The organism is Rhizobium pisi, from assembly GCF_003938655.1.
Classification (GTDB): domain Bacteria; phylum Pseudomonadota; class Alphaproteobacteria; order Rhizobiales; family Rhizobiaceae; genus Rhizobium; species Rhizobium pisi.
Window position 1 is genome coordinate 258,977 of record NZ_RJJT01000006.1, and the last position, 19,307, is coordinate 278,283.

General features: G+C 58.0%; 20 protein-coding genes. 8 read left to right on the top strand and 12 right to left on the bottom strand.

The window, feature by feature from the left end:
* Positions 1–384: 384 nt before the first annotated feature.
* The 8 genes from EFD55_RS10855 to EFD55_RS10895 form a co-directional block, all read right to left on the bottom strand.
* Positions 385–696: a type II toxin-antitoxin system RelE/ParE family toxin gene (locus EFD55_RS10855; RefSeq protein WP_125845047.1), complete on the bottom strand. Its 312-nt coding sequence runs from the start codon at positions 694–696 to the stop codon at positions 385–387.
* Complete coding sequence (locus EFD55_RS10860; protein ID WP_125845048.1) at positions 686–967, bottom strand: ribbon-helix-helix domain-containing protein; 282 nt, start codon at positions 965–967, stop codon at positions 686–688. The genes EFD55_RS10855 and EFD55_RS10860 overlap by 11 nt, the downstream gene beginning before the upstream one ends.
* A gap of 86 nt (positions 968–1,053) precedes the next feature.
* Complete coding sequence (locus tag EFD55_RS33730; RefSeq protein WP_125845049.1) at positions 1,054–1,386, bottom strand: sunset domain-containing protein; 333 nt, start codon at positions 1,384–1,386, stop codon at positions 1,054–1,056.
* Positions 1,387–1,648: 262 nt separating this feature from the next.
* Positions 1,649–2,044, bottom strand: coding sequence for a hypothetical protein (locus EFD55_RS10870; protein WP_125845050.1), 396 nt, complete (start codon positions 2,042–2,044; stop codon positions 1,649–1,651).
* A 560-nt stretch (positions 2,045–2,604) separates the two neighbouring features.
* Entirely contained in the window at positions 2,605–2,805 is a 201-nt protein-coding gene (locus tag EFD55_RS10875; RefSeq protein ID WP_245438446.1) for a hypothetical protein, read from the bottom strand.
* 629 nt (positions 2,806–3,434) lie between these two features.
* Positions 3,435–4,154, bottom strand: a complete 720-nt coding sequence (locus EFD55_RS10885; protein WP_125845052.1) for a TfuA-like protein — start codon at positions 4,152–4,154, stop codon at positions 3,435–3,437.
* Positions 4,151–5,350, bottom strand: a complete 1,200-nt coding sequence (locus EFD55_RS10890; RefSeq protein WP_125845053.1) for a YcaO-like family protein — start codon at positions 5,348–5,350, stop codon at positions 4,151–4,153. The genes EFD55_RS10885 and EFD55_RS10890 overlap by 4 nt, the downstream gene beginning before the upstream one ends.
* Positions 5,351–5,438: 88 nt before the next feature.
* Positions 5,439–5,822 carry a hypothetical protein gene (locus EFD55_RS10895; RefSeq protein ID WP_125845054.1) on the bottom strand — a complete coding sequence of 128 codons (384 nt, stop codon included), beginning with the start codon at positions 5,820–5,822 and terminating at the stop codon, positions 5,439–5,441.
* 226 nt (positions 5,823–6,048) lie between these two features.
* Here EFD55_RS10895 and EFD55_RS10900 point away from each other — a divergent pair, with 226 nt between their 5' ends.
* Positions 6,049–7,980, top strand: a complete 1,932-nt coding sequence (locus EFD55_RS10900; protein WP_125845055.1) for a hypothetical protein — start codon at positions 6,049–6,051, stop codon at positions 7,978–7,980.
* 24 nt (positions 7,981–8,004) lie between these two features.
* Positions 8,005–8,223, top strand: a complete 219-nt coding sequence (locus tag EFD55_RS10905; protein WP_125845056.1) for a hypothetical protein — start codon at positions 8,005–8,007, stop codon at positions 8,221–8,223.
* Positions 8,224–8,305: 82 nt separating this feature from the next.
* Here the strand turns inward: EFD55_RS10905 and EFD55_RS10910 are convergent, their stop codons facing one another.
* The gene (locus tag EFD55_RS10910; RefSeq protein ID WP_125845057.1) at positions 8,306–9,532 is read right to left on the bottom strand and encodes a tyrosine-type recombinase/integrase; all 1,227 of its coding nucleotides are present in this window, start codon (positions 9,530–9,532) and stop codon (positions 8,306–8,308) included.
* 369 nt (positions 9,533–9,901) lie between these two features.
* Complete coding sequence (gene wrbA / locus EFD55_RS10915) at positions 9,902–10,498, bottom strand: NAD(P)H:quinone oxidoreductase type IV (protein ID WP_125845058.1); 597 nt, start codon at positions 10,496–10,498, stop codon at positions 9,902–9,904.
* A gap of 290 nt (positions 10,499–10,788) precedes the next feature.
* Here wrbA and EFD55_RS10920 point away from each other — a divergent pair, with 290 nt between their 5' ends.
* From EFD55_RS10920 to EFD55_RS10935, 4 genes are all read left to right on the top strand, one after another.
* Positions 10,789–11,565: a competence/damage-inducible protein A gene (locus EFD55_RS10920; protein ID WP_125845059.1), complete on the top strand. Its 777-nt coding sequence runs from the start codon at positions 10,789–10,791 to the stop codon at positions 11,563–11,565.
* A 106-nt stretch (positions 11,566–11,671) separates the two neighbouring features.
* On the top strand, positions 11,672–12,514 hold the full coding sequence (locus tag EFD55_RS10925; protein WP_125845060.1) for a putative universal stress family protein: 843 nt from the start codon (positions 11,672–11,674) through the stop codon (positions 12,512–12,514).
* A 206-nt stretch (positions 12,515–12,720) separates the two neighbouring features.
* A complete protein-coding gene (gene gpt / locus EFD55_RS10930) occupies positions 12,721–13,215 on the top strand; it encodes a xanthine phosphoribosyltransferase (protein WP_125845061.1) in 495 nt (164 codons plus the stop codon).
* A 189-nt stretch (positions 13,216–13,404) separates the two neighbouring features.
* Positions 13,405–13,995, top strand: a complete 591-nt coding sequence (locus tag EFD55_RS10935) for a hypothetical protein (protein WP_125845062.1) — start codon at positions 13,405–13,407, stop codon at positions 13,993–13,995.
* 186 nt (positions 13,996–14,181) lie between these two features.
* On the opposite strand, the gene EFD55_RS33115 is transcribed toward EFD55_RS10935, so the two are convergent.
* Positions 14,182–14,463: a hypothetical protein gene (locus EFD55_RS33115; protein WP_164737615.1), complete on the bottom strand. Its 282-nt coding sequence runs from the start codon at positions 14,461–14,463 to the stop codon at positions 14,182–14,184.
* A 121-nt stretch (positions 14,464–14,584) separates the two neighbouring features.
* Between EFD55_RS33115 and EFD55_RS10940 the strand changes: the two genes are divergently transcribed.
* Positions 14,585–18,400, top strand: coding sequence for a vitamin B12-dependent ribonucleotide reductase (locus EFD55_RS10940; protein WP_125845063.1), 3,816 nt, complete (start codon positions 14,585–14,587; stop codon positions 18,398–18,400).
* 95 nt (positions 18,401–18,495) lie between these two features.
* Here the strand turns inward: EFD55_RS10940 and EFD55_RS10945 are convergent, their stop codons facing one another.
* On the bottom strand, positions 18,496–18,792 hold the full coding sequence (locus EFD55_RS10945) for a hypothetical protein (protein WP_125845064.1): 297 nt from the start codon (positions 18,790–18,792) through the stop codon (positions 18,496–18,498).
* Positions 18,793–18,867: 75 nt separating this feature from the next.
* Here EFD55_RS10945 and EFD55_RS10950 point away from each other — a divergent pair, with 75 nt between their 5' ends.
* Entirely contained in the window at positions 18,868–19,152 is a 285-nt protein-coding gene (locus EFD55_RS10950) for a hypothetical protein (RefSeq protein WP_245438449.1), read from the top strand.
* Positions 19,153–19,307: the final 155 nt, after the last annotated feature.

The window sequence follows — 19,307 nt, forward strand, 5'->3', positions numbered from 1 at the left end:
TTAAAGATGCGGATGCGCCGAACCTTAGTCCCACTCCAATCGTAAACCATCGTCTTACTCCCACAAGACAACACTTACTCACCTGTCGCGGCGCAATCCTTGCACCGAAAATGCCTTTGTCAAGCGCTACTCGCTTTTATGCACAAAATACGAGCATATTCAAACAGGATTATGAAGGTGGTGCGGGCGACGGGGATCGAACCCGTACAGCCAAGGCCGAGGGATTTTAAGTCCCTTGCGTCATATGTAAACATATTGTTTTTACGTGATAATTTCTGATTTTTTATGTGTATGTGTACGAGAATGTGTACAAATAGAGGCGTTTTTGCCCGCTTGAGCGCCCCGTGGAGCAACCCAAGGGCCCTCATATTTCGCGGAAATCTGTTAGAAAAGTGCCGCCAGATCGCGCCGGCCATCCACCACGCGGACAATCTCGACCGCATCAACCTCGCCCTCATCCGTATCGGGGTGCGTCTCGTAGAGGATCACATATGGAGCCTCGACCAGCATTCGCGCGGTACGGAAGATCTCGGGATGGCGCTCGCCCAGACGCGGGTGATCGACAAGCAGGCCGGCCCTGTAACGGAACCGCTGGAAATACCGCTCGGCCGCCTGCGGCTCCTCTTTGCCGATTTCAACGAAGATTTGCTTGACGTCGGCGCGCGCCTTCGGCGTCCAGAGAAGCTTAAGCGCCATGTCTGCGGGCAGCCGTCAGTTCCTGCCGCGCTTCCGCAAGCGTCTCGTCAAAATCGACCGGTGTTGCGGCACCGCTTGCCTTGCCCTCGGCCCACATCCCGCGCAGCTTTTCGATATCGCCACTGCGCTGCTGCCATTTGGCGGACCAGTCGCGCATGGCTTCGCGGATGACTTCACTGGCGCTAGCGTAGGCACCGCTTCCAACCGCATCACGCAGCAAGTCGGCATGTTGCGGCGTCACCGAGACGCTGATCTTTTCAACATTGGCCATAACTCACCTCCATGCACTTATGGTAGGAATTATTACCACCACCTGACACCCCTGCCAAGAAATTTCGACGCGGTAACCGGTGGCGCTTACCTTCCAGCGCGACGCCAGCCGGCGGCTCGGGCTTCAGCTTCCGTGCAAAACCATCTCTCTCCGTACTGCGGGGAAATCTTGGTTTCGTCGTAATATTCCTGGCCCGGCACATGATAGATGCGCTCACCGCTGCCGATGCTCACATTGCCTTTGATGTTGCAGCCACCGGAAAAATTGGCAAATGGAGCGGTCATATCTGCGATTTCGACGCCGAGGTACCCGACGACACCTCCCCCGATGACAGCTAGGCAAAGCGCCTCCATCGGAAACCGGGGACGCCCCTGCTTCCTAGTCTTATGCCTCGGCGGGAATGAGCGGTGGGTCGGCATGCGCCATCAAATACGAATCCTACGCCCCACCGCAAGCCTTGGTTGAGGCACTGGTTAATCCTGGTCTGCGCGTTTCATTAAAGTGCGCCACGCATATCGGCCACAGTTGCGACCCGCGTTCGTCCGCGCGATCGATTTCCTCGAAAGGTAATGGGCTTCTGCCGCCGGGCATGTGGTTTCATCAAGAGGCGGACACCTTGTTCAAGGTCCGTCACGGCCAATGGGATACGTTCGTATCATCCGTTGATAAACGACGGTTGTCCTACCGTCGGCGATAATAGGCATCCCACGCCAGTTTGATGTCGATGAACGTCCACTCCCTGCGACGTCCGTACGCCGGGCTCGGTCGGCTGAAGCACTGATTCAAACTAGTCTCGCGCTGGAACTTCATGAACCAGGCGGTGGATTTGGGTTTGCCTCGTGCGGTGGCCGCGATCTGGCAGATGATGCCGCTGTGCGCCCAATGATCCTGCGGGTTGGTAAGTGAGGCCGGGTCGGCCAGGTAGGCGCGGAGTTTCTGTAGGGTGGCGTCGTCCGGCGCTTGATGAAGTTGCGCGCGAAGTTCATCGACTGCCAAAGTCGCCCCTCGTTTGGCGGCCTCCGTCAACATCTCGCGCAATTGCGCATCGGTTAGGACAAGCGCGTGCAAGGCATCCATGAGTGATAACTTTCATTGGTGGGATTGGTGCGATAGCAGATCACCGCGCATCCATTGCCTCACAGCCAAAAAGTGACGTCAAGGCTGATAGCGAATTGGATGCCACATGCGACGAAGTTGGCCCACTCAATCGTCTTTGCCCCAAGAGGTGTCATGGCCACGACCTGCAGAATCGACCACGAGTGCATGGTCGGCGTGCCATCGGACTAAAGTCCCTAGGGTGGTCAACTAACTTGACACATACCAGACCGGAGAACACCATGCGCCGTCTTCCTTAAGAAGCCGGGTGACGAATGGGAAAGCACCTTTTTCAATATCGAGTGCGCAAGGCGAACAACGGGTTCTATTCTGTCATCGACGTCACGACAGGTGCTCCCGCCGAAGTCGACGCGACATCGATCCAACTTACCCATTCTGAAGCTGAAGATCTCCTCACGCGCCTCCGGACTCATCCATGCGACAGCGCCACCGTCGGAGAGCTGCGTACCGCGGGCCAACAGAATTCGCCAATTCCGTTCTGACCAAGCTCGGACGTCGACGATATCTACCGGCAATCCCGCCTATACGCCCAGCAGATCTCCAAGCTTTTCGGTGACCGGCCGCAACGGATCGACCAAGCCGAGATCGTAGATCATCGTCGTTTCAAGGTTCCCCTTGTGATCGACATAGTGGGATATGGCTTCGTGCGAGACACCCTGCCCTGCCAGCATCAGCGAAATCGCGATCCGTTTGAGATCGTACAGTTGAAAATAATCCGGCACGCCCGGCAACGTCTTGAAGCGTGCCAGCCCTTTACGGAAGTTGTCGCGCGGCAGCGCCGGGTCTGTATGTGACGGGAACGGGACCGCACCGGATGACCGATATTGCTCCTTAGCAGCACCGCAGATAACGACATCGAGGCGCGATTATCGGTTGAGAAGACCGCTCCGCTTTGCTAGCAGGTGACCTATGCGGACGTGGTGGAATCGGTAGACACAAGGGACTTAAGACGAAATTGAGTGCACCGGCGGAAACGCCGGCTGTAGAACTGCTCAAAGTCGGGGAAACCTGTCAGATGGCAATCCCGAGCCAAGCCCCGTCAGGGGAAGGTGTAGAGACTAGACGGGCAGCACCTAAGGCAAAGCTAGGGTGAAGGTATAGTCCAGACCACAAACGCCGGAAGGCGGCGGCGAAAGCCGTAGCGGTAAGAAAATCCCTCGGCCTAGGCTATGCGGGTTCGACCCCCGCCGTCCGCACCAATTTTTCAGATAACAGGACTCCTGTATGAAGTCCGATTTCTCATCCACACCGATCAGTCCTGTACGCATTCCGCTGCGAATGCTCAATAATCTGCCTCTTGCCCCACGTTTAACGTTCACCGCGGCGCTGATGCTGGTGAAGGCAGTGTCGATCAGGGCGATTCCATTCTTGGAAACATCGCGTTCCAAACGCTGGTCGCTTCGAACGTCCAGCTGAATTCGGGAATAAAGCGGCAATCGGGTGTGCTGATGACGGTTTCGACAAGCAGCTGTGCGTCGCGTAGTTTCAAATTGACATTGTTGGCGCTCAAGACCGCCAGCACCGCACCCGCGCGATCAGCGTCATGAATCGCAGATCGCACAACGCGGCGATAGGTCCGATCCTTGAAGAAGATCCCCACTGCGGCATCCTGCAATTGATCGTGCTCAGCGCTCGTAATCTGAGAGCGTTGCAAACATTGCGAAATCGTCGCGCGAACGTTGACAAGGGGTTCGCTGAGGGGAATGAAGCCCATCTCGGCCGGGCCGTGTGATTGGGCGACATCCGCGTCGTTTTCCAGCGCGCCGCTTGCAAAGCCTTCATAGATTTCTCCCAAGCCGACCATGCCGAACGCGGAACACTCCGCGGCCCTCAACGCGCCCATGCTCGCGGCGCCGAAGATATGCACTCCCTGGGAAAGCCCGAAGAGAATCTCCTTGTGCCAGATGGCGGGAACATACTCGTAGATGCCGTCAACCAGGCCGATAACGTTGGCGCCATCCTGAATGGCCCTGAAGAAATCGCCCTGCCTTGCGGGGGGACGAAGCTCGTAGTCGGCGGTTGGCGGCAAGTTCGCACCATGAAGTGTCGGTCCCGCGAAGATCACTTTCATCTGGACTTCAATATCCGTTTCAGCGCGCGGGGGCCAAACCGTCGTTTCCGCCTTCCGTCCAGGTTTTCCAATTGTGGAACGAGCATTTTCACAACGCTGAAATCCTCCTCCTCTGAGTTCATGTCCACGGCGATCGCCGACGTAACCCCAACCGCCATGAGCCGCGCGATAACGTCGCGTAGCATGTCATGGATTGTGCCTCCGGGCGTAGTGTCAGGGGTATGCGCTTCGTGGGCCGGTTCGATGAAGAGCACCTCCCGCAGATGAGCGGGAAGCGGACGCGCAAAGGTTTCGGGATGGATGTCGTCTCTGGCACCGCTGATGAAGGTCAGCCTCGATTGCGCTGCCTCGGTGACCGCCCTGATCGCCGCTCGGCCGGGATTGGGGTGCGCGCCCGCGCCATATGTTACCTCGATATAGCGCAATTCCCCCCCGGATGGCGTGTCGGGCGCAATGAAGGCTTCAAAACATGGCACACCGATGTCGCTGGTCCGGTTGAACATTTGAAGCCTGAAGCCGGCATCGCGTACCCGTTGCGCAAGGCTGCTCAGAACCGGGTCACGAAACGAGTTGATATCGATGCAGCTTGCGCTTTTCTCCGCGACGGACGCGAACTGCCAGAGAACTTCGGCGTCACGTTCGATCCGTTCCAGCAATCCGTGGAAAGTCGCTTCAACGCGAATATTGCCTGATGCAAGGCCATCCGATGACTGCCAGAACCTGTTCGATCTTGTGTCGTCGAGCAGGATTGCCTCATAAGGCACCCAGACATGTCGATCCGCAATGATATCGTAGCCTTGGACCCAACGGAGCATTTCCTCGGGGCGCACATCGTCTTGACCGGCCAAAATCAGACAATCCAGGGGCTCAGCAAAGGAGCCCTCCGATTCCAGCTGCCGGACGCTTGCGAGGCGGACTTCGATTTGCGGATTTCCGCCGACCGCACGCTCCAGCGCTTCCATTGCCGCCGAGACCTTGGCGTCGATATCTTCGATCCCCTTGCCTTGGTTAATGACGATCGATCGGGAGTTGGGCGCGATGGCATTCCAGACCGGGATGCCGATCCTGTCGAGATCCGTCAGACGAGCGAGACGGGTGATGCCGTATTTCAAAAGCGAGGGCGTTATTCGTGCCAGGGTCTCATGCGGTGAGCAACTGCGGTCGGAATAAGACGTCAACCGTGCAACAGAAGTCATACCGCCACCAAAACCGAATGCGGCGGAATCAAAGCGCAGGCCATCCTGTTTGAAGGCTATGCAGAGCAGATTCCGCCGGGAATGTTACTTAGTTCACCTTGGTAGCGGGAGCGTCAACCGCCGGAGTCCGGTACACATGACCTGAGAAGGCGGCTTCCTTCGGCTCGAAGCCAACGGCGAGATCAACCGCCGGAGTCCGGTAGACATGACCGGAAAAGGCGGCTTCCTTGGGCTCGAAACCAACGGCGAGATCGACCGCCGGGGTCCTCCAGACGTGGCCGGAGAAGGCCTCGTCCTTGGTCTCGAAGTACTCCGCAAAATCGAGCGCTTCGTTGTCCGTGGGTGCCGGGCCGGCGGCTGAAATCACGTAGTCTTCGCGTTTTCCGGCCATCGCGGTGACAGTGCCGGCGTCGAAGTCAACAAGCCAAAGGCCTTCTTCGCCCTTCACGCCCATAATCATCATCCTAGACATGAAATTCTCCTCTAAAGATAATTGGGATAAGTCGATTGCGAAATTCATTTCTGCTAGTTAGCCTAGAAAACATAGCATATCGTTTACCACGTACAAGCCTGTTGAATTTCTTAACACATTGGGACAAAGTGCCGGCACAAGGATACAGTTTGCGACTTCTGCTAATGCAATGCGCACACTGCACTTGTGCGGAAACGCCGGGTCATGTAGTGGCTTGAAGGGCAAAATGGCTTTTGTTCTAAAGACCTTCGGTAGGTTGCAGCTCGTTGATGAGGACGGGGCTCCTGTCGCGTTTCCCGAGAAAGGCCTACTGCTTCTCGCGTATTTGCTCACGACCGATCAAGGCTCCGCGGATCGAACGACGTTGACGAGCTTTCTGTGGGGCGACGCCAACAGAGACGATACGCTTGCGACTTTGCGTAAGTTGATTTCGAGAATGAAGGCCCGCCAAATTGAACTCGGGGCAAACGTCTTTTCATCCGACGGCAACATGGTCACTCTCGACCGCGCGTCTCTGTCTTCGGACATCCTGTTGTCCGGGGAGGAGGAAGAGCTCGAACCGTTCGCCCGGCTTCAGCATCTCATGAAGCTCATGAACCAGCCTTTCCTTGGGCCGGTTCACAGCCATAGCCGTCAGTTTCAAAAGTGGCTTGCCGAGCGGGAAGTTTGCCATATCGAGCTTCTCGGAAATGCATTGAGAACGGCGTCCCGAGTGGCGACGTCGCAGAAGGAATCCGAACTCCTCAGGAAGGCTGCCGTTATCCTCTTCCGGACGGAGCCGAAGGATCCGGATACGCTGCAATTGCTCATACGGATATTCGAGGCGGAAGAGGAAGTTGCATCCCTTCGGAACCATTTTGAACAGCGGCGGAATTCGATTTTGCGGGGGATCGCCGCGCGCGCCAGATCGGATGACGGCGACCCAATATCCCTCCGTCCGATTTCGGTGCCTTCAACGCCGAAACTCGAGACCGCTGTACCCCTCGAGCCCCAAGATATCCGGATTGCCATTCCCCGCCTGGTGTTGCTTCCGCCCAAGAACCAGTCCGTCAAACCCCAAGCCGGTTTTCTAGCTGCATCCTTGGTGGAAGATATCACCATCGGGTTTTGCGCCTTCAACAGCCTGGAGGTCATAGCCCCGTATTCGGCGGTTCAAATCGGCCACCACCTCGAGACGCAGAGTGCCTTCTTTGAACGGCATCACGTTAACTATGTCCTCGATACCCGGATCAGCAATACGGGCGATGAAGTCACCCTGTTCGCCCAACTTATCTTTTTTGACCAGAATCAAATTGTTTGGGCGGAAAGATTCAGCCTTGAACATATGGATCTCGTCAAAGACCGGAGAACCGTCGCCCGACGGATCGCGCTCTCCGTGTCCAGTGAAATCGAGCGCCATGAGGCGTTGCGCGAAGATCTGAACCCGATTGCTTACCATCGCTACCTTGTCGGCAGGCGGCACCTGGCGCGGTTGACGCTTCCGAATCTGCGGCGCGCGCGCAAGGAAATGAAAGCAGCACTCGGCGTGAGCCCCGATTTTGCCCCGGCGCTGAGTTCGATGGCGCGGACCTACTCGAAGGAATGGTTGTTGACGGCTCGGGGTGATATCGAGCTTTTGCAAACGGCGGAGACTTTGGCAAAGCAGGCCACCGAGACGCGTCCGGACTTTGCCGACGGGTATCGGGAGTTCGGTGTCGCGAAACTGTTGCAGGGGGCGTTTGACGAAAGCGCCGAGGCGATGGAGGTGGCCGAGAGCCTTGCTCCCCACTACGCCGACGTGATTGCCGACTACGCGGACACGTTGGTTCATTGCTCGCTTCCCGCCATGGCCTTGCGAAAGATCGAGCGGGCCATCGAATTGAATCCGCTCGGTCCCGATACTTATTTCTGGACCGCAGCGGGAGCAAACTATGCCCTCGCTGAATTCGAAGCTTCGCTGGACTACATTGAGCAGATGGCCGATCCGCATTTGGCGGACAGGCTGTCGGCCGCAAACTGGGCCATGTTGGGCCGTCAGGACAAGGCGCGGGTCTTCGTACGGAGGTTTCGCGAAGGTAATCCGGACTTCGATGTGGACAAGTGGTTGTCTGCGGTTCCAAGTAAAGAGCAATGGCATAAAGATCTTTACCGCGAAGGCCTGAAGAAAGCTGGATTTTAAACATCAATCGTTGGAGAGAAAAACATGGCTACAGTTGTTGTTATTAGTGTTGAAGATCAGGACGGGCTTTGGGTCGTAGATCTGGATGCCAACACCGTCGTGCCGCTCCCGGCCCCCAAATCGGGCGACCTGAAAGTGGTGACCGATCTTCGTGCGACCGGGACAATCTTGACAAAGGGCGTGAATATCGCCGTGGTCGTAAAGTCTGCGGAAGCAGCATTTTCGGGCCATTATGATGGCTGAGCGCCTATAACCTAAGGACATAGCGCTGGACGGCGGCTGAGTTTCCGCTCGCCGTCCAGTGGTAAATTTGTGATGCTCAGCATTATCCGGCCCGATGCGCATTGCGCTTTTCGTGCTCGATAATCTGCTTCTTCGACTTAGCCTTCCGCTTCACATTCACCGCCGCGGCACTGATGCTCGTTGAAATGTGCGAAGCGTAATATTTCTCGATCATCTCCACGCTGGTCCGGCAGTTCTTGGCGATCTGGTAGATGTCGGCCCCTTCCATCAGCCGTAGGCAGATATAGGTATGGCGCAAGCTGTAGGCCGTGCGGCGATTGCCCTCACGGTCGAATTTGAGCCCCTCCTCTTCCAGGATGTTGTTGAACATCTCAAGGTGACTACCGGGAAACATCAGGTCATCCGGCTTCGGAAGATTGCGCTGCAGCAGGCGCTCGAACGGGAAAACGGCGCTCGGCATGCTCTTGCAATAGCCTACGCCACGCTTGCCCCGTACCTGGATGAGAAGGATGGTCTCCTTGGTTTCCTCGTCCTCGACGATCTCGACGTCCCGATATTGCAGCCGGTTGGCTTCATCGGGCCGCAGGCCAGTATTGGCCATGAACAGGACGTAGTCATGAAGCTGTTCAGCATGCCAATGAAAACGTCCGTTTTCGTGCCGGTCCACCCGGTTCCGGGTGGCCGTATAGAGACGCTTGTATTCCTCGGAAGAGAACCACGCCCGATGGGCAATTTTCTCCGCTGACTTGTAGGGCATGGACAGGTCGGGCAGGTGCGCGAGCCAGCCGTGGCGGATGGCGGTCTTCAGGACCTGGCGAAGCGTGACTATCTCCTTGTGAAGGGTACTCTTCGCCGGCAGCTTCTTTTCCGGTTTTCCGTCGGGGCTAGTCGGCGACACTCGCTCGGGTGCCGAGTTGTATCGCATCACCCGGTACTCCTGCACTTTGCCTGCCGTCACCTCCGAAAGCCCCAGCTCGCCGAAGAACGGCAGGAGATAAAGACGCAAACGGCGTTCATTGCCGACGACATGGAACCGGTTGCGGGTGCCGCCGGTGATCACGTCGTATTCCTCGAGAAACCGCTTGGCTGCTTCCTTGAAGCTCCTTTCGTCTTTAAGCCCACCACCCTTCTCCTTGGCCTTCATGCGGAAGAACCAGTCCTCCGCGAATTCCTTGGCCAACGCGAGGCTATCCTCGCCGGTGCTCATCCGCCAGTTCCGGCCATTGATGCGCGTCGAGCACTGCCATCGTTTGCTGTTCTCGCGGCGATAAACGAGAACCTTGCCGCCCAAAATCTCGTGACTGGCCATTCTTCATTCCTACCCGTTGCGTTTCGCAAAAGCACCAAAACTGTGTATGGAATGTGTACGCCGTAAAAGCGGAAGATTTATGGCCTGTGTTTTTTAAATATCTGATTTCATGTGTTTTTAATGGGAAACTTCGAACCCGTACAGCCAAGGCCGAGGGATTTTAAGTCCCTTGCGTCTACCAGTTTCGCCACGCCCGCTTGCCGCGTTTTCAATAACTTGCGTCATTGGCGATGGGAAGAGCCGTGAGGCGTAAAAATCATACCTCATTTGCCGGCGGCAGCGATCGATGGCCGCCGGCCCGTCGCGGTAAAAAATAAAAGGCGCGGCGGGCTCACGCCTGCCGCGCCTTCATCATTCCGGTATCAAAGATCAGGCGAGCTTGGCGGCAAGCTTGGCGACGTGGGCGCCCTGGTATTTCGCGCCTTCCAGTTCGATCTCGGAAGGCTGGCGCGAGCCGTCGCCGTTGGTGATCGTGGAGGCGCCGTAAGGCGAGCCGCCCTTGACTTCTTCGGTGCCCATCTGGCCTTGGAAGGCATAGGGAAGGCCGGCAACGACCATGCCCTGATGCAGGAAAGTTGGGAGGAAGCCGAGGATGGTCGATTCCTGGCCGCCGTGCTGGGTTGCCGAGGAGGTGAAGACCGAACCGATCTTGCCGACGAGCTTGCCGGCGAACCAGAGGCCGCCCGTCTGATCCCAGAAATTGCGCATCTGAGAGGCAACTGTGCCGAAGCGCGTGCCGGCGCCGACGATGATCGCGTCATAGTCCGCCAGTTCGTCGACGGTGGCGATCGGAGCGGCCTGGTCGACCTTGTAGTAGGACGCCTTGGCAACCTCTTCCGGCACCAGTTCGGGAACGCGCTTGACGGTTACGTCGGCACCAGCCGACTTCGCGCCTTCGGCAACAGCATAAGCCATGGTTTCGATGTGGCCGTAAGCCGAATAATAAAGGACGAGAACCTTCGCCATCTTCTATCTTCCTTGGAACATTGGGGTGAACTTTGAAACTGAGGGATTTCTATCAGCGCATGTGACTTAACACAGCCCTGCCCCGAAGAACTCAGTGTTCAACTGATGTAGACGAAAATTCACTTGCGTTTTCATTTGGGCAAAAATGAACGCATCGGCTGAACAGCATTCAGAGAGTTAGGGCATGATGTCATCCGAAAACCGCTCACATTTTTCGGCATCATGCTCCCTGTTTGCAAAGCGGCCGAAGGGCGCTACCTATTCACCAGCCTCACATCACGGAACATCCCATGAGCCATGACATCGTCGTCACCGCCGCCATGCTCGCCATCGGCGACGAGCTTCTTTCCGGACGCACCAAGGACAAAAATATCGGCCATCTCGCCGATATGCTCACCCTTTCCGGTATCGACCTGAAGGAGGTGCGCATCGTTGCCGACGACGAGGAGGCGATCGTCGAGGCGCTGAATGCGCTTCGCGGCAAATATGACTATGTCTTCACATCAGGCGGGATCGGGCCGACGCATGACGATATCACCGCCGATGCCATCTCAAAGGCTTTCGGCGTGCCTTGCGAATACGACGAAGCGGCAATGACGCTGCTTGCCGAGATGTATAAACGCCGCGAGATGGAATTCACCGAGGCACGTCAGCGCATGGCGCGCATGCCGCGGGGCGCTGTCCATATCGCCAATCCCGTTTCGACGGCGCCGGGCTTCATCATCGGCAATGTGCATGTCATGGCCGGCGTGCCGCAGGTCTTCCAGGCGATGGTCGACAATGTGCTGCCGACTCTTCGAGCCGGCACGCCGGTGCTTTCACTTGCCATCGCCTGCCCTTACGGCGAAGGCGAAATCGGCACGCCGCTGACCGCAATCCAGAAAGCACATCCGGAAACCAGCATCGGTTCCTATCCGCGCTATGTCGGCCAGAAGTTCTCGACCGAGATCGTCGTGCGCGGCCGCTCGCAGGCGGCGATCGATGCGGCCGGCGCCGAGGTGCATGCGATGATCGATGCCATCCGCCAAAGGAAGGACATTGCCGAAAACCACTCCGCCGAGGCTTGAGGGCAACGCCGGATTGGGATCTGCTTGATCCCCATCAAGGAACAGGAGAAGGGTCCGGTGCATTCCTTCCCTCGCGCACAAGCCATTTCAGCGAAGGAGAATTGATATGTCTTACAAAACCATTCTCGCCATTCTCGATACAAGAGACAATAGCGCCGCCGTTGCCGATTTCGCCTTTGCCATGGCCGCCGAAAGCGGCGCCCATGTGATCGGCCTGCATGCCGAAACCATCTCCGCCGTGCCGCTGGTGGCGCCGATGGAAATTCCCGATCCCGTCGCCGTGCAGGCGCTGCAGGACATGGCGCATAGCGAAACGATTGCGGTGGAGCGCATCTTTCGAGAGAAAGCGGCAGCGGTCGGCGCTTCCTCGGAGTGGCGCAGCTTCGCCACAGCAACCGGTTACGGCTCCGCGCCGCTGATCGAAAGCGCACGCAGCGCCGATCTGCTGATCGCCTCGCAGGCAGACCCCGCCAACCCCTCCGATAGCCATGTCGATGTCGACAGCTTCCTCTTCGACACCGGCCGGCCGGTGCTGATGATCCCCTATATCATCCGCCAGCCGAAGCCGATCAAACGCGTGCTGATCGCCTGGAACGGCTCGAAGGAGGCGGCGCGCGCGACCTTCGACGCGCTGCCGATCCTGAAGGCGGCCGACGAGGTGGAAATCTTTTCGGTCGATCCCGCCGACACGGCGCTGCATTCGCCGCTGACATCAGGCGCCGAGATCGCCGCCACGCTTGCCCGTCACGGCGTGAAGACGACACTTTCGACGGCGGAAAGTATCGACAAGAACACGTCTCATGTCATCGAGAACCGGCTTTCCGACAGCAGCATCGATCTTCTCGTCATGGGCGCCTATACGCATTCCTGGCTCTGGCAGATGATCTTCGGCGGCACGACGAGGACATTGCTGCAATCGATGACGGCGCTGACCCTGTTGTCGCGGTAACGGGTTGCTCTTGCGTTTTACCGGCAAATCCCGCTAATTGCAGCGACCGATGACGGCTTCGAGCCTCGGCCACGTCTCGCGCAGTAGCAGCTCGCGATCTCGCGCAGTGTCGGCTGCGCGATTTCTCGTTTTGCCGATCGTCGCTTCAAACCGCTCGGTCGCCGGCAAACGGCGTGTCATTTTCATCATGCCGCGGAGCAGCCCCGATGTCCCTTCCCGATAAAGCCTTTCCCGTTTCCTGGGATCAATTCCACCGCGATGCGCGAGCGCTTGCCTGGCGGCTTGCCGGCCTCGGGCAGACCTTCAAGGCGATCGTCTGCATCACCCGCGGCGGCCTCGTTCCGGCCGCAATCATCTCGCGCGAATTAAACATCCGGCTGATCGAGACAGTCTGTATCGCCTCCTATCATGACTATGTGAACCAGGGCGACATGGTGCTGCTCAAGGGCATCGCGCCCGAGCTTGCCGAAAATGAAGGCGAAGGCGTGCTCGTCATCGACGACCTGACGGATACCGGCAAGACCGCAGCACAGGTGCGCACCATGCTGCCGAAGGCGCATTTCGCCTGCGTCTACGCCAAACCGAAAGGCGTTCCGACCGTCGATACCTTCGTCACCGAGGTCAGCCAGGATACCTGGATCTACTTCCCCTGGGACATGGGCTTCACCTATCAGGAACCGATCGCCAAGGGCGCGCACTGACCGCTACCGGCAGCAGCAGACTTCGTATTTGCCACTTGAAATTGTTCAAGATTTTGTCGGCGAAGTTTGCTGAATCCGCTATCGGGTTTTCCGCATCTATTTTATTTTCTTCTCATGCAGGGGCGGCGTGCGTATCGCGTCAGGTTGCGCTTAAAACGTGCGGCTGACGATGCGAGAGAGGGAAGCAAGATGGCGCGATGGGGATGTGTGGGAGCGGGTGTGACCGTCGGACTGGCGGCGTGCCTCTTTCCTCTGCCCCCTGCCCGCGCCGAACCAGCCTACGTGCCCCTCGTGCGCGACTATGTCGAACGGCGGGTCAGGCAGATGGTCAAAACGCCACTGGTGTTGAATGCCATTGCTGAGCAGAATGTGGAATTCGGCAATGTCAGCGAAATGGATATGCGGGTTCTCGACGAGACTTACCGGTCGGAGGTCATTCAGCACCACCTGCAGATGGTCAAGCTGCTGCTCGACAAATCGGTCTCGCACTATCTGAAGGCCATGCAGGACGCCTCGCAGGGAGCAATTGTCGAATTCTTCGTGACCGACAGCCATGGGCTGAACGTCGGGCAGAGTGCCATCACCACCGATTACTGGCAGGGCGACGAGGAGAAATATCTCAAAACCTTCGCCAACGGTTCCCGCGAGATCTTCATCGACCGGGCGGAACGCAACGAATCCACGCAGATGCTGGAAACGCAGGCGAGCTTCGTCGTCATGGACGGACAGGACAGGCCGATCGGCGTGGCCACCGTCACCATCGCCGTCGATGCGCTCTGACGGGCGCTTGCACCCGGGCGAATCGGCATGCGCATTTGCAGGGAAAATGCCATCATAAGATTTGCCGCAGGGCGATTTTCTACCCTTGCGCCATTTTTCTTAGCCGGCAATGCCTGCAAGCCATTGTATTTTCAGCGCTCCCGGGCTTTCCCCAATTTTCACAGGCGCATCCACAAGATGTTGTGGTTAGCAATCAATTAAAAGCCAGCCCTTGACGGAATCAGCTGTTTCAAACTTTACTATTCCTGATGTTGCGGCGGCGACAGGACCGGAGGTAACGAGCCCGGTTCCCTTTTGAAAAACAGGACGCAGGACCAGGGCATTGCACCGGAAACGGTTCAGGCCCGGCAGGGTTCTTGCGCGGTTTTCAGCCTCCAAAAAAAGCGACATTGGGACTGGCGATAATAAGCTGTTAATACTATATTTAGCGTTTGCAGCCACCATCACCACAAGATACAGGAAGGACATCTCCGGATGACACCCCTGTCACAATACGGAAACGAGGCTGGCTGCACGACGACAAAGTGCCGCCGGATAGGAAATTTGCGCCCAGGTCGCGGGGACCGGGCGCCAACGCGAGGTCAAGACTATGCGCATCGAACGTCGTTTCACGAAGGCCGGCCAAGGCGCCTATGCGGATATCGAATTCCGCAAGGCGACGAGCGAGATCAAGAACCCTGACGGTTCGATCGTGTTCCGCCTCGAGAATATCGATGTTCCCGCGCAGTTCTCCCAGGTCGCGACCGACGTTCTGGCGCAGAAGTATTTCCGCAAGGCTGGCGTTCCCACCCGGCTGAAGAAGGTCGAGGAAAACGACGTTCCTTCCTTCCTGTGGCGCTCCGTTCCCGACGATGCCGCGCTGAAGAACCTGCCCAAGGATGAGCAGACCGGCTCCGAAATCGATGCGCGCCAGGTCTTTGATCGTCTCGCCGGCACCTGGACCTATTGGGGCTGGAAGGGCGGCTATTTCTCTTCCGAGGAAGATGCCGCAGCCTTCAAGGACGAGCTTGCCTATATGCTCGCCACGCAGCGCGTCGCGCCGAACTCCCCGCAGTGGTTCAACACCGGCCTGCATTGGGCCTACGGCATTGATGGTCCCGGCCAGGGCCATTTCTACGTCGATCCCTTCACCGGCAAGCTGACCAAGTCCAAGTCGGCCTACGAACACCCGCAGCCGCATGCCTGCTTCATCCAGTCCGTTGAAGACGACCTCGTCAACGAAGGCGGCATCATGGACCTGTGGGTGCGTGAAGCCCGCCTGTTCAAATACGGCTCCGGCACCGGCTCCAATTTCTCCATGCTGCGCGGCGAAGGCGAAAAGCTTTCCGGCGGCGGCCGCTCTTCCGGCCTGATGAGCTTCCTGAAGATCGGCGACCGCGCCGCCGGCGCCATTAAATCGGGAGGCACGACGCGCCGCGCCGCCAAGATGGTGGTCGTCGATATCGACCATCCGGATATCGAGGAATACATTAACTGGAAGGTCAAGGAAGAGCAGAAGGTCGCGGCTCTCGTCACCGGCTCTAAGGTCGTCGCCAAGCATCTGAAGGCGATCATGAAGGCCTGCTTCAATTGCGACGGCGGGGACAACGGCGATTGCTTCGACCCGAGCAAGAACCCTGCCCTGAAGCGCGAAATCCGCGCCGCCAAGAAGGACCAGGTTCCGGAAAACTACGTCCAGCGCGTCATCCAGTTCGCGCGCCAGGGCTACAAGGATCTCGAATTCAAGACCTACGACACGGATTGGGATTCGGAAGCCTATCTCACGGTGTCGGGCCAGAACTCCAACAACTCCGTTTCGATCAAGGACGACTTCCTGCGCGCGGTCGAAAATGACGGCGAATGGAAGCTGACCGCCCGCAAGGACGGCAGGGTGATGAAGACGCTGAAGGCGCGCGACCTCTGGGAAACGATTTCCTATGCCGCCTGGGCTTCGGCCGATCCGGGCATCCACTTCAACACGACGATGAACGACTGGCACACGTCGCCGGCCGGCGGCCCGATCCGCGGCTCGAACCCGTGCTCGGAATACATGTTCCTCGACGACACGGCCTGCAACCTTGCCTCGCTGAACCTGCTGCAGTTCAAAGACAAGGCCACCAAGCGCATCAATATCCCCGACTACGAACATGCGGTTCGCCTGTGGACCGTCGTGCTCGAAGTCTCGGTGATGATGGCGCAGTTCCCGTCGAAGCGGATTGCCGAACTTTCCTACGAATACCGCACGCTCGGTCTCGGCTACGCCAATATCGGTGGCCTGCTGATGTCCTCGGGCATTCCCTATGACTCTACCGAGGCCCGCGCCATTGCAGGCTCGCTGACCGCGATCATGACCGGCATCTGCTACGCGACCTCGGCCGAAATGGCCGCGGAGCTCGGCCCGTTCCCGAACTTCGCGCCGAACCGCGAGAGCATGCTGCGGGTCATCCGCAACCATCGCCGCGCAGCGCATGGCGAAACTTCAGGCTATGAGGCGCTCTCGATCGACCCGGTCGCGCTGATCCATTCGGAAAACCCGGACCAGGATCTCGTCGCCCACGCCAAGTCGGCCTGGGACAAGGCGCTCGAGCTCGGCGAACAGCATGGCTACCGCAATGCCCAGGTCTCGGTCATTGCGCCGACAGGCACGATCGGCCTCGTCATGGATTGCGACACAACCGGTATCGAGCCCGACTTCGCGCTGGTTAAATTCAAGAAGCTCGCCGGCGGCGGCTACTTCAAGATCATCAACCGCGCCGTGCCTGAAGCACTGCGCACGCTCGGCTATTCGGAAAGCCAGATCGCCGAGATCGAGGCCTATGCCGTCGGCCACGGCAACCTGAACCAGGCGCCGGCGATCAATCCCTCGACGCTGAAGACCAAGGGCTTCACCGACGAGAAGGTCGAAGCCGTCAACGCCGCGCTGAAGAGCGCTTTCGACATCAAGTTCGTCTTCAACCAGTGGACGCTCGGCGCCGACTTCCTGAAGGACACGCTGAAGGTTTCCGACGAACAGCTGGCCGACATGAGCTTCAGCCTGCTCGACCATATGGGCTTCTCGAAGAAGGACATCGAAGCCGCCAACATCCATGTTTGCGGCGCGATGACACTGGAAGGCGCACCCTTCCTCAAGAAGGAACATCTGCCGGTCTTCGATTGCGCCAATCCCTGCGGCAAGATCGGCAAGCGCTACCTCTCGGTCGAAAGCCATATCCGCATGATGGCGGCCGCCCAACCCTTCATCTCGGGCGCGATTTCCAAGACGATCAACATGCCGAACGAGGCGACCGTCGAGGATTGCAAAAACGCCTACATGCTATCCTGGAAGCTTGGCCTCAAGGCCAATGCGCTCTATCGCGACGGCTCGAAGCTGTCGCAGCCGCTCAACGCCTCGCTGATCGAGGATGAGGACGACGAGGATGCGCTGGAGGAACTGCTGCAGGCGCCTGTCGCAGCCCAGGCCGTCACCATCACCGAGAAGATCATCGAGCGGGTGATCGAGCGCGTTTCCCGCGAGCGCGAGAAGCTGCCGAACCGCCGCCAGGGCTATACCCAGAAGGCCGCCGTCGGCGGACACAAGGTCTATCTCCGCACCGGCGAATTCGGCGACGGCCGCCTCGGCGAGATCTTCATCGACATGCACAAGGAAGGCGCTGCCTTCCGTGCGATGATGAACAATTTCGCTATCGCCATCTCGCTCGGCCTGCAATATGGCGTGCCGCTCGAGGAATATGTCGAGGCCTTCACCTTCACCAAGTTCGAGCCGGCCGGCATGGTCATCGGCAATGACGCAATCAAGAACGCCACGTCGATCCTCGACTATGTCTTCCGCGAGCTTGCCGTTTCCTATCTCGGCCGCCATGATCTCGCGCATGTCGATACGTCGGATTTCTCCAACACCGCACTCGGCAAAGGCATCCAGGAAGGCAAGACCAACTTGCTCTCCACCGGCTGGACCCGCGGCTACAAGCCGACGCTGGTGCCAGGCACCGGCGGCGAACGCCAGGCTGGTGAACCCAAGGGTGCGGCCACCGCAGCCCCTGCCCGCGCCGCTTCCACCGGCACCGTGACTGCCTTTGCCGGCAGTGCGGCCCGCAAGCTGGAGCCGACCACCGCCATCTCCACCTCCGAAATTGTCGCCTTCAAGCGCGATTACGAGGAACGCGCCAAGGAATTGGCGGAAGAGATCGCCGAAGAGGTGATCGAGGAAATCACCAGCGACGCGACCGCCCTCTTCTCCGACAAGGCCGCCGCGGATGCCGCAACGGCCAAGACGGAAGCCAAGAAGATGGAAGCCGAACGCCGCCAACGCTCGATCATGCAGGGCTACACCGGCAACATGTGCTCGGAATGCCAGAACTTCACGATGGTGCGGAATGGCACTTGCGAGAAGTGCGACACGTGTGGTGCGACGAGCGGGTGCAGCTGATTATTCGTCCTACTCTTCAGTTGTCACGCGCACTGTCAGAAATGAAAGTAAAATGGACATTCTGCAGCCGTGACTGCAAGAAACGAAGATAAACCTTAGCTCTGCAACCTTCGACGATATGGGATAGCGAGCGGGTGAATCAGGAAACGCAGCAGGCTGATTTCCTTCATATCAAGAATTTCCCAGGCGATAGGTCGCCTGGGAAATGCCTGAAGGAACAAAACAGGATCAAAAATTTGTAAACCACCGGCAACGAGTTGGGATCGGTCGAGCCCAAGCGCGACAAGACCTAAACCCGGAAGGAATTCGAATGGTCTTACATCCAAGCATACATCACCGGCTTTTGACGGATTATCGCCCTTAGGCGCAGCGTGGAAACCATATAGGTTCAATCGATAACTCTCGTAGACTGGTGCAAGCGCTTGGCGACATCTTTGGTATTCATCCCGCTATGCGCCTGCGACCCTATGATCCAACATTTTGCCGATTTTGAACTGAGCGGCGACTATAAAGCGATAGCCCACTGTGCAACTAAGTATCTGCCCAGCGATGATTGGCTTCGCGAAGACCATGATGATGCCAAACAAGTGCGATTCCTGCTGCTCCCGCCAGGTAAATTGCAGACCATCATCGAGGTTGCTGGATCGGGAGCAGGGCGAACCCACGTCAGCATATCGGATTGGTCGATCGGAAACGGTATGGCTGAGTTTTATGGGAGCTATTTTACTCACTGTGAGTCGAAAAAAGCCTGACTAACCATCCGAGTATTGAGACCCATCAACATCATCGAGATCATGTTGATGGGGAGCATAGGAGCGACCTGGGATCAGTCGCAAACAATTCCGTAGATTTCGCGATATTGATCCAACTGTTCCTTCGGACCGGCCAACAGCAGTGGGCAAGCGGT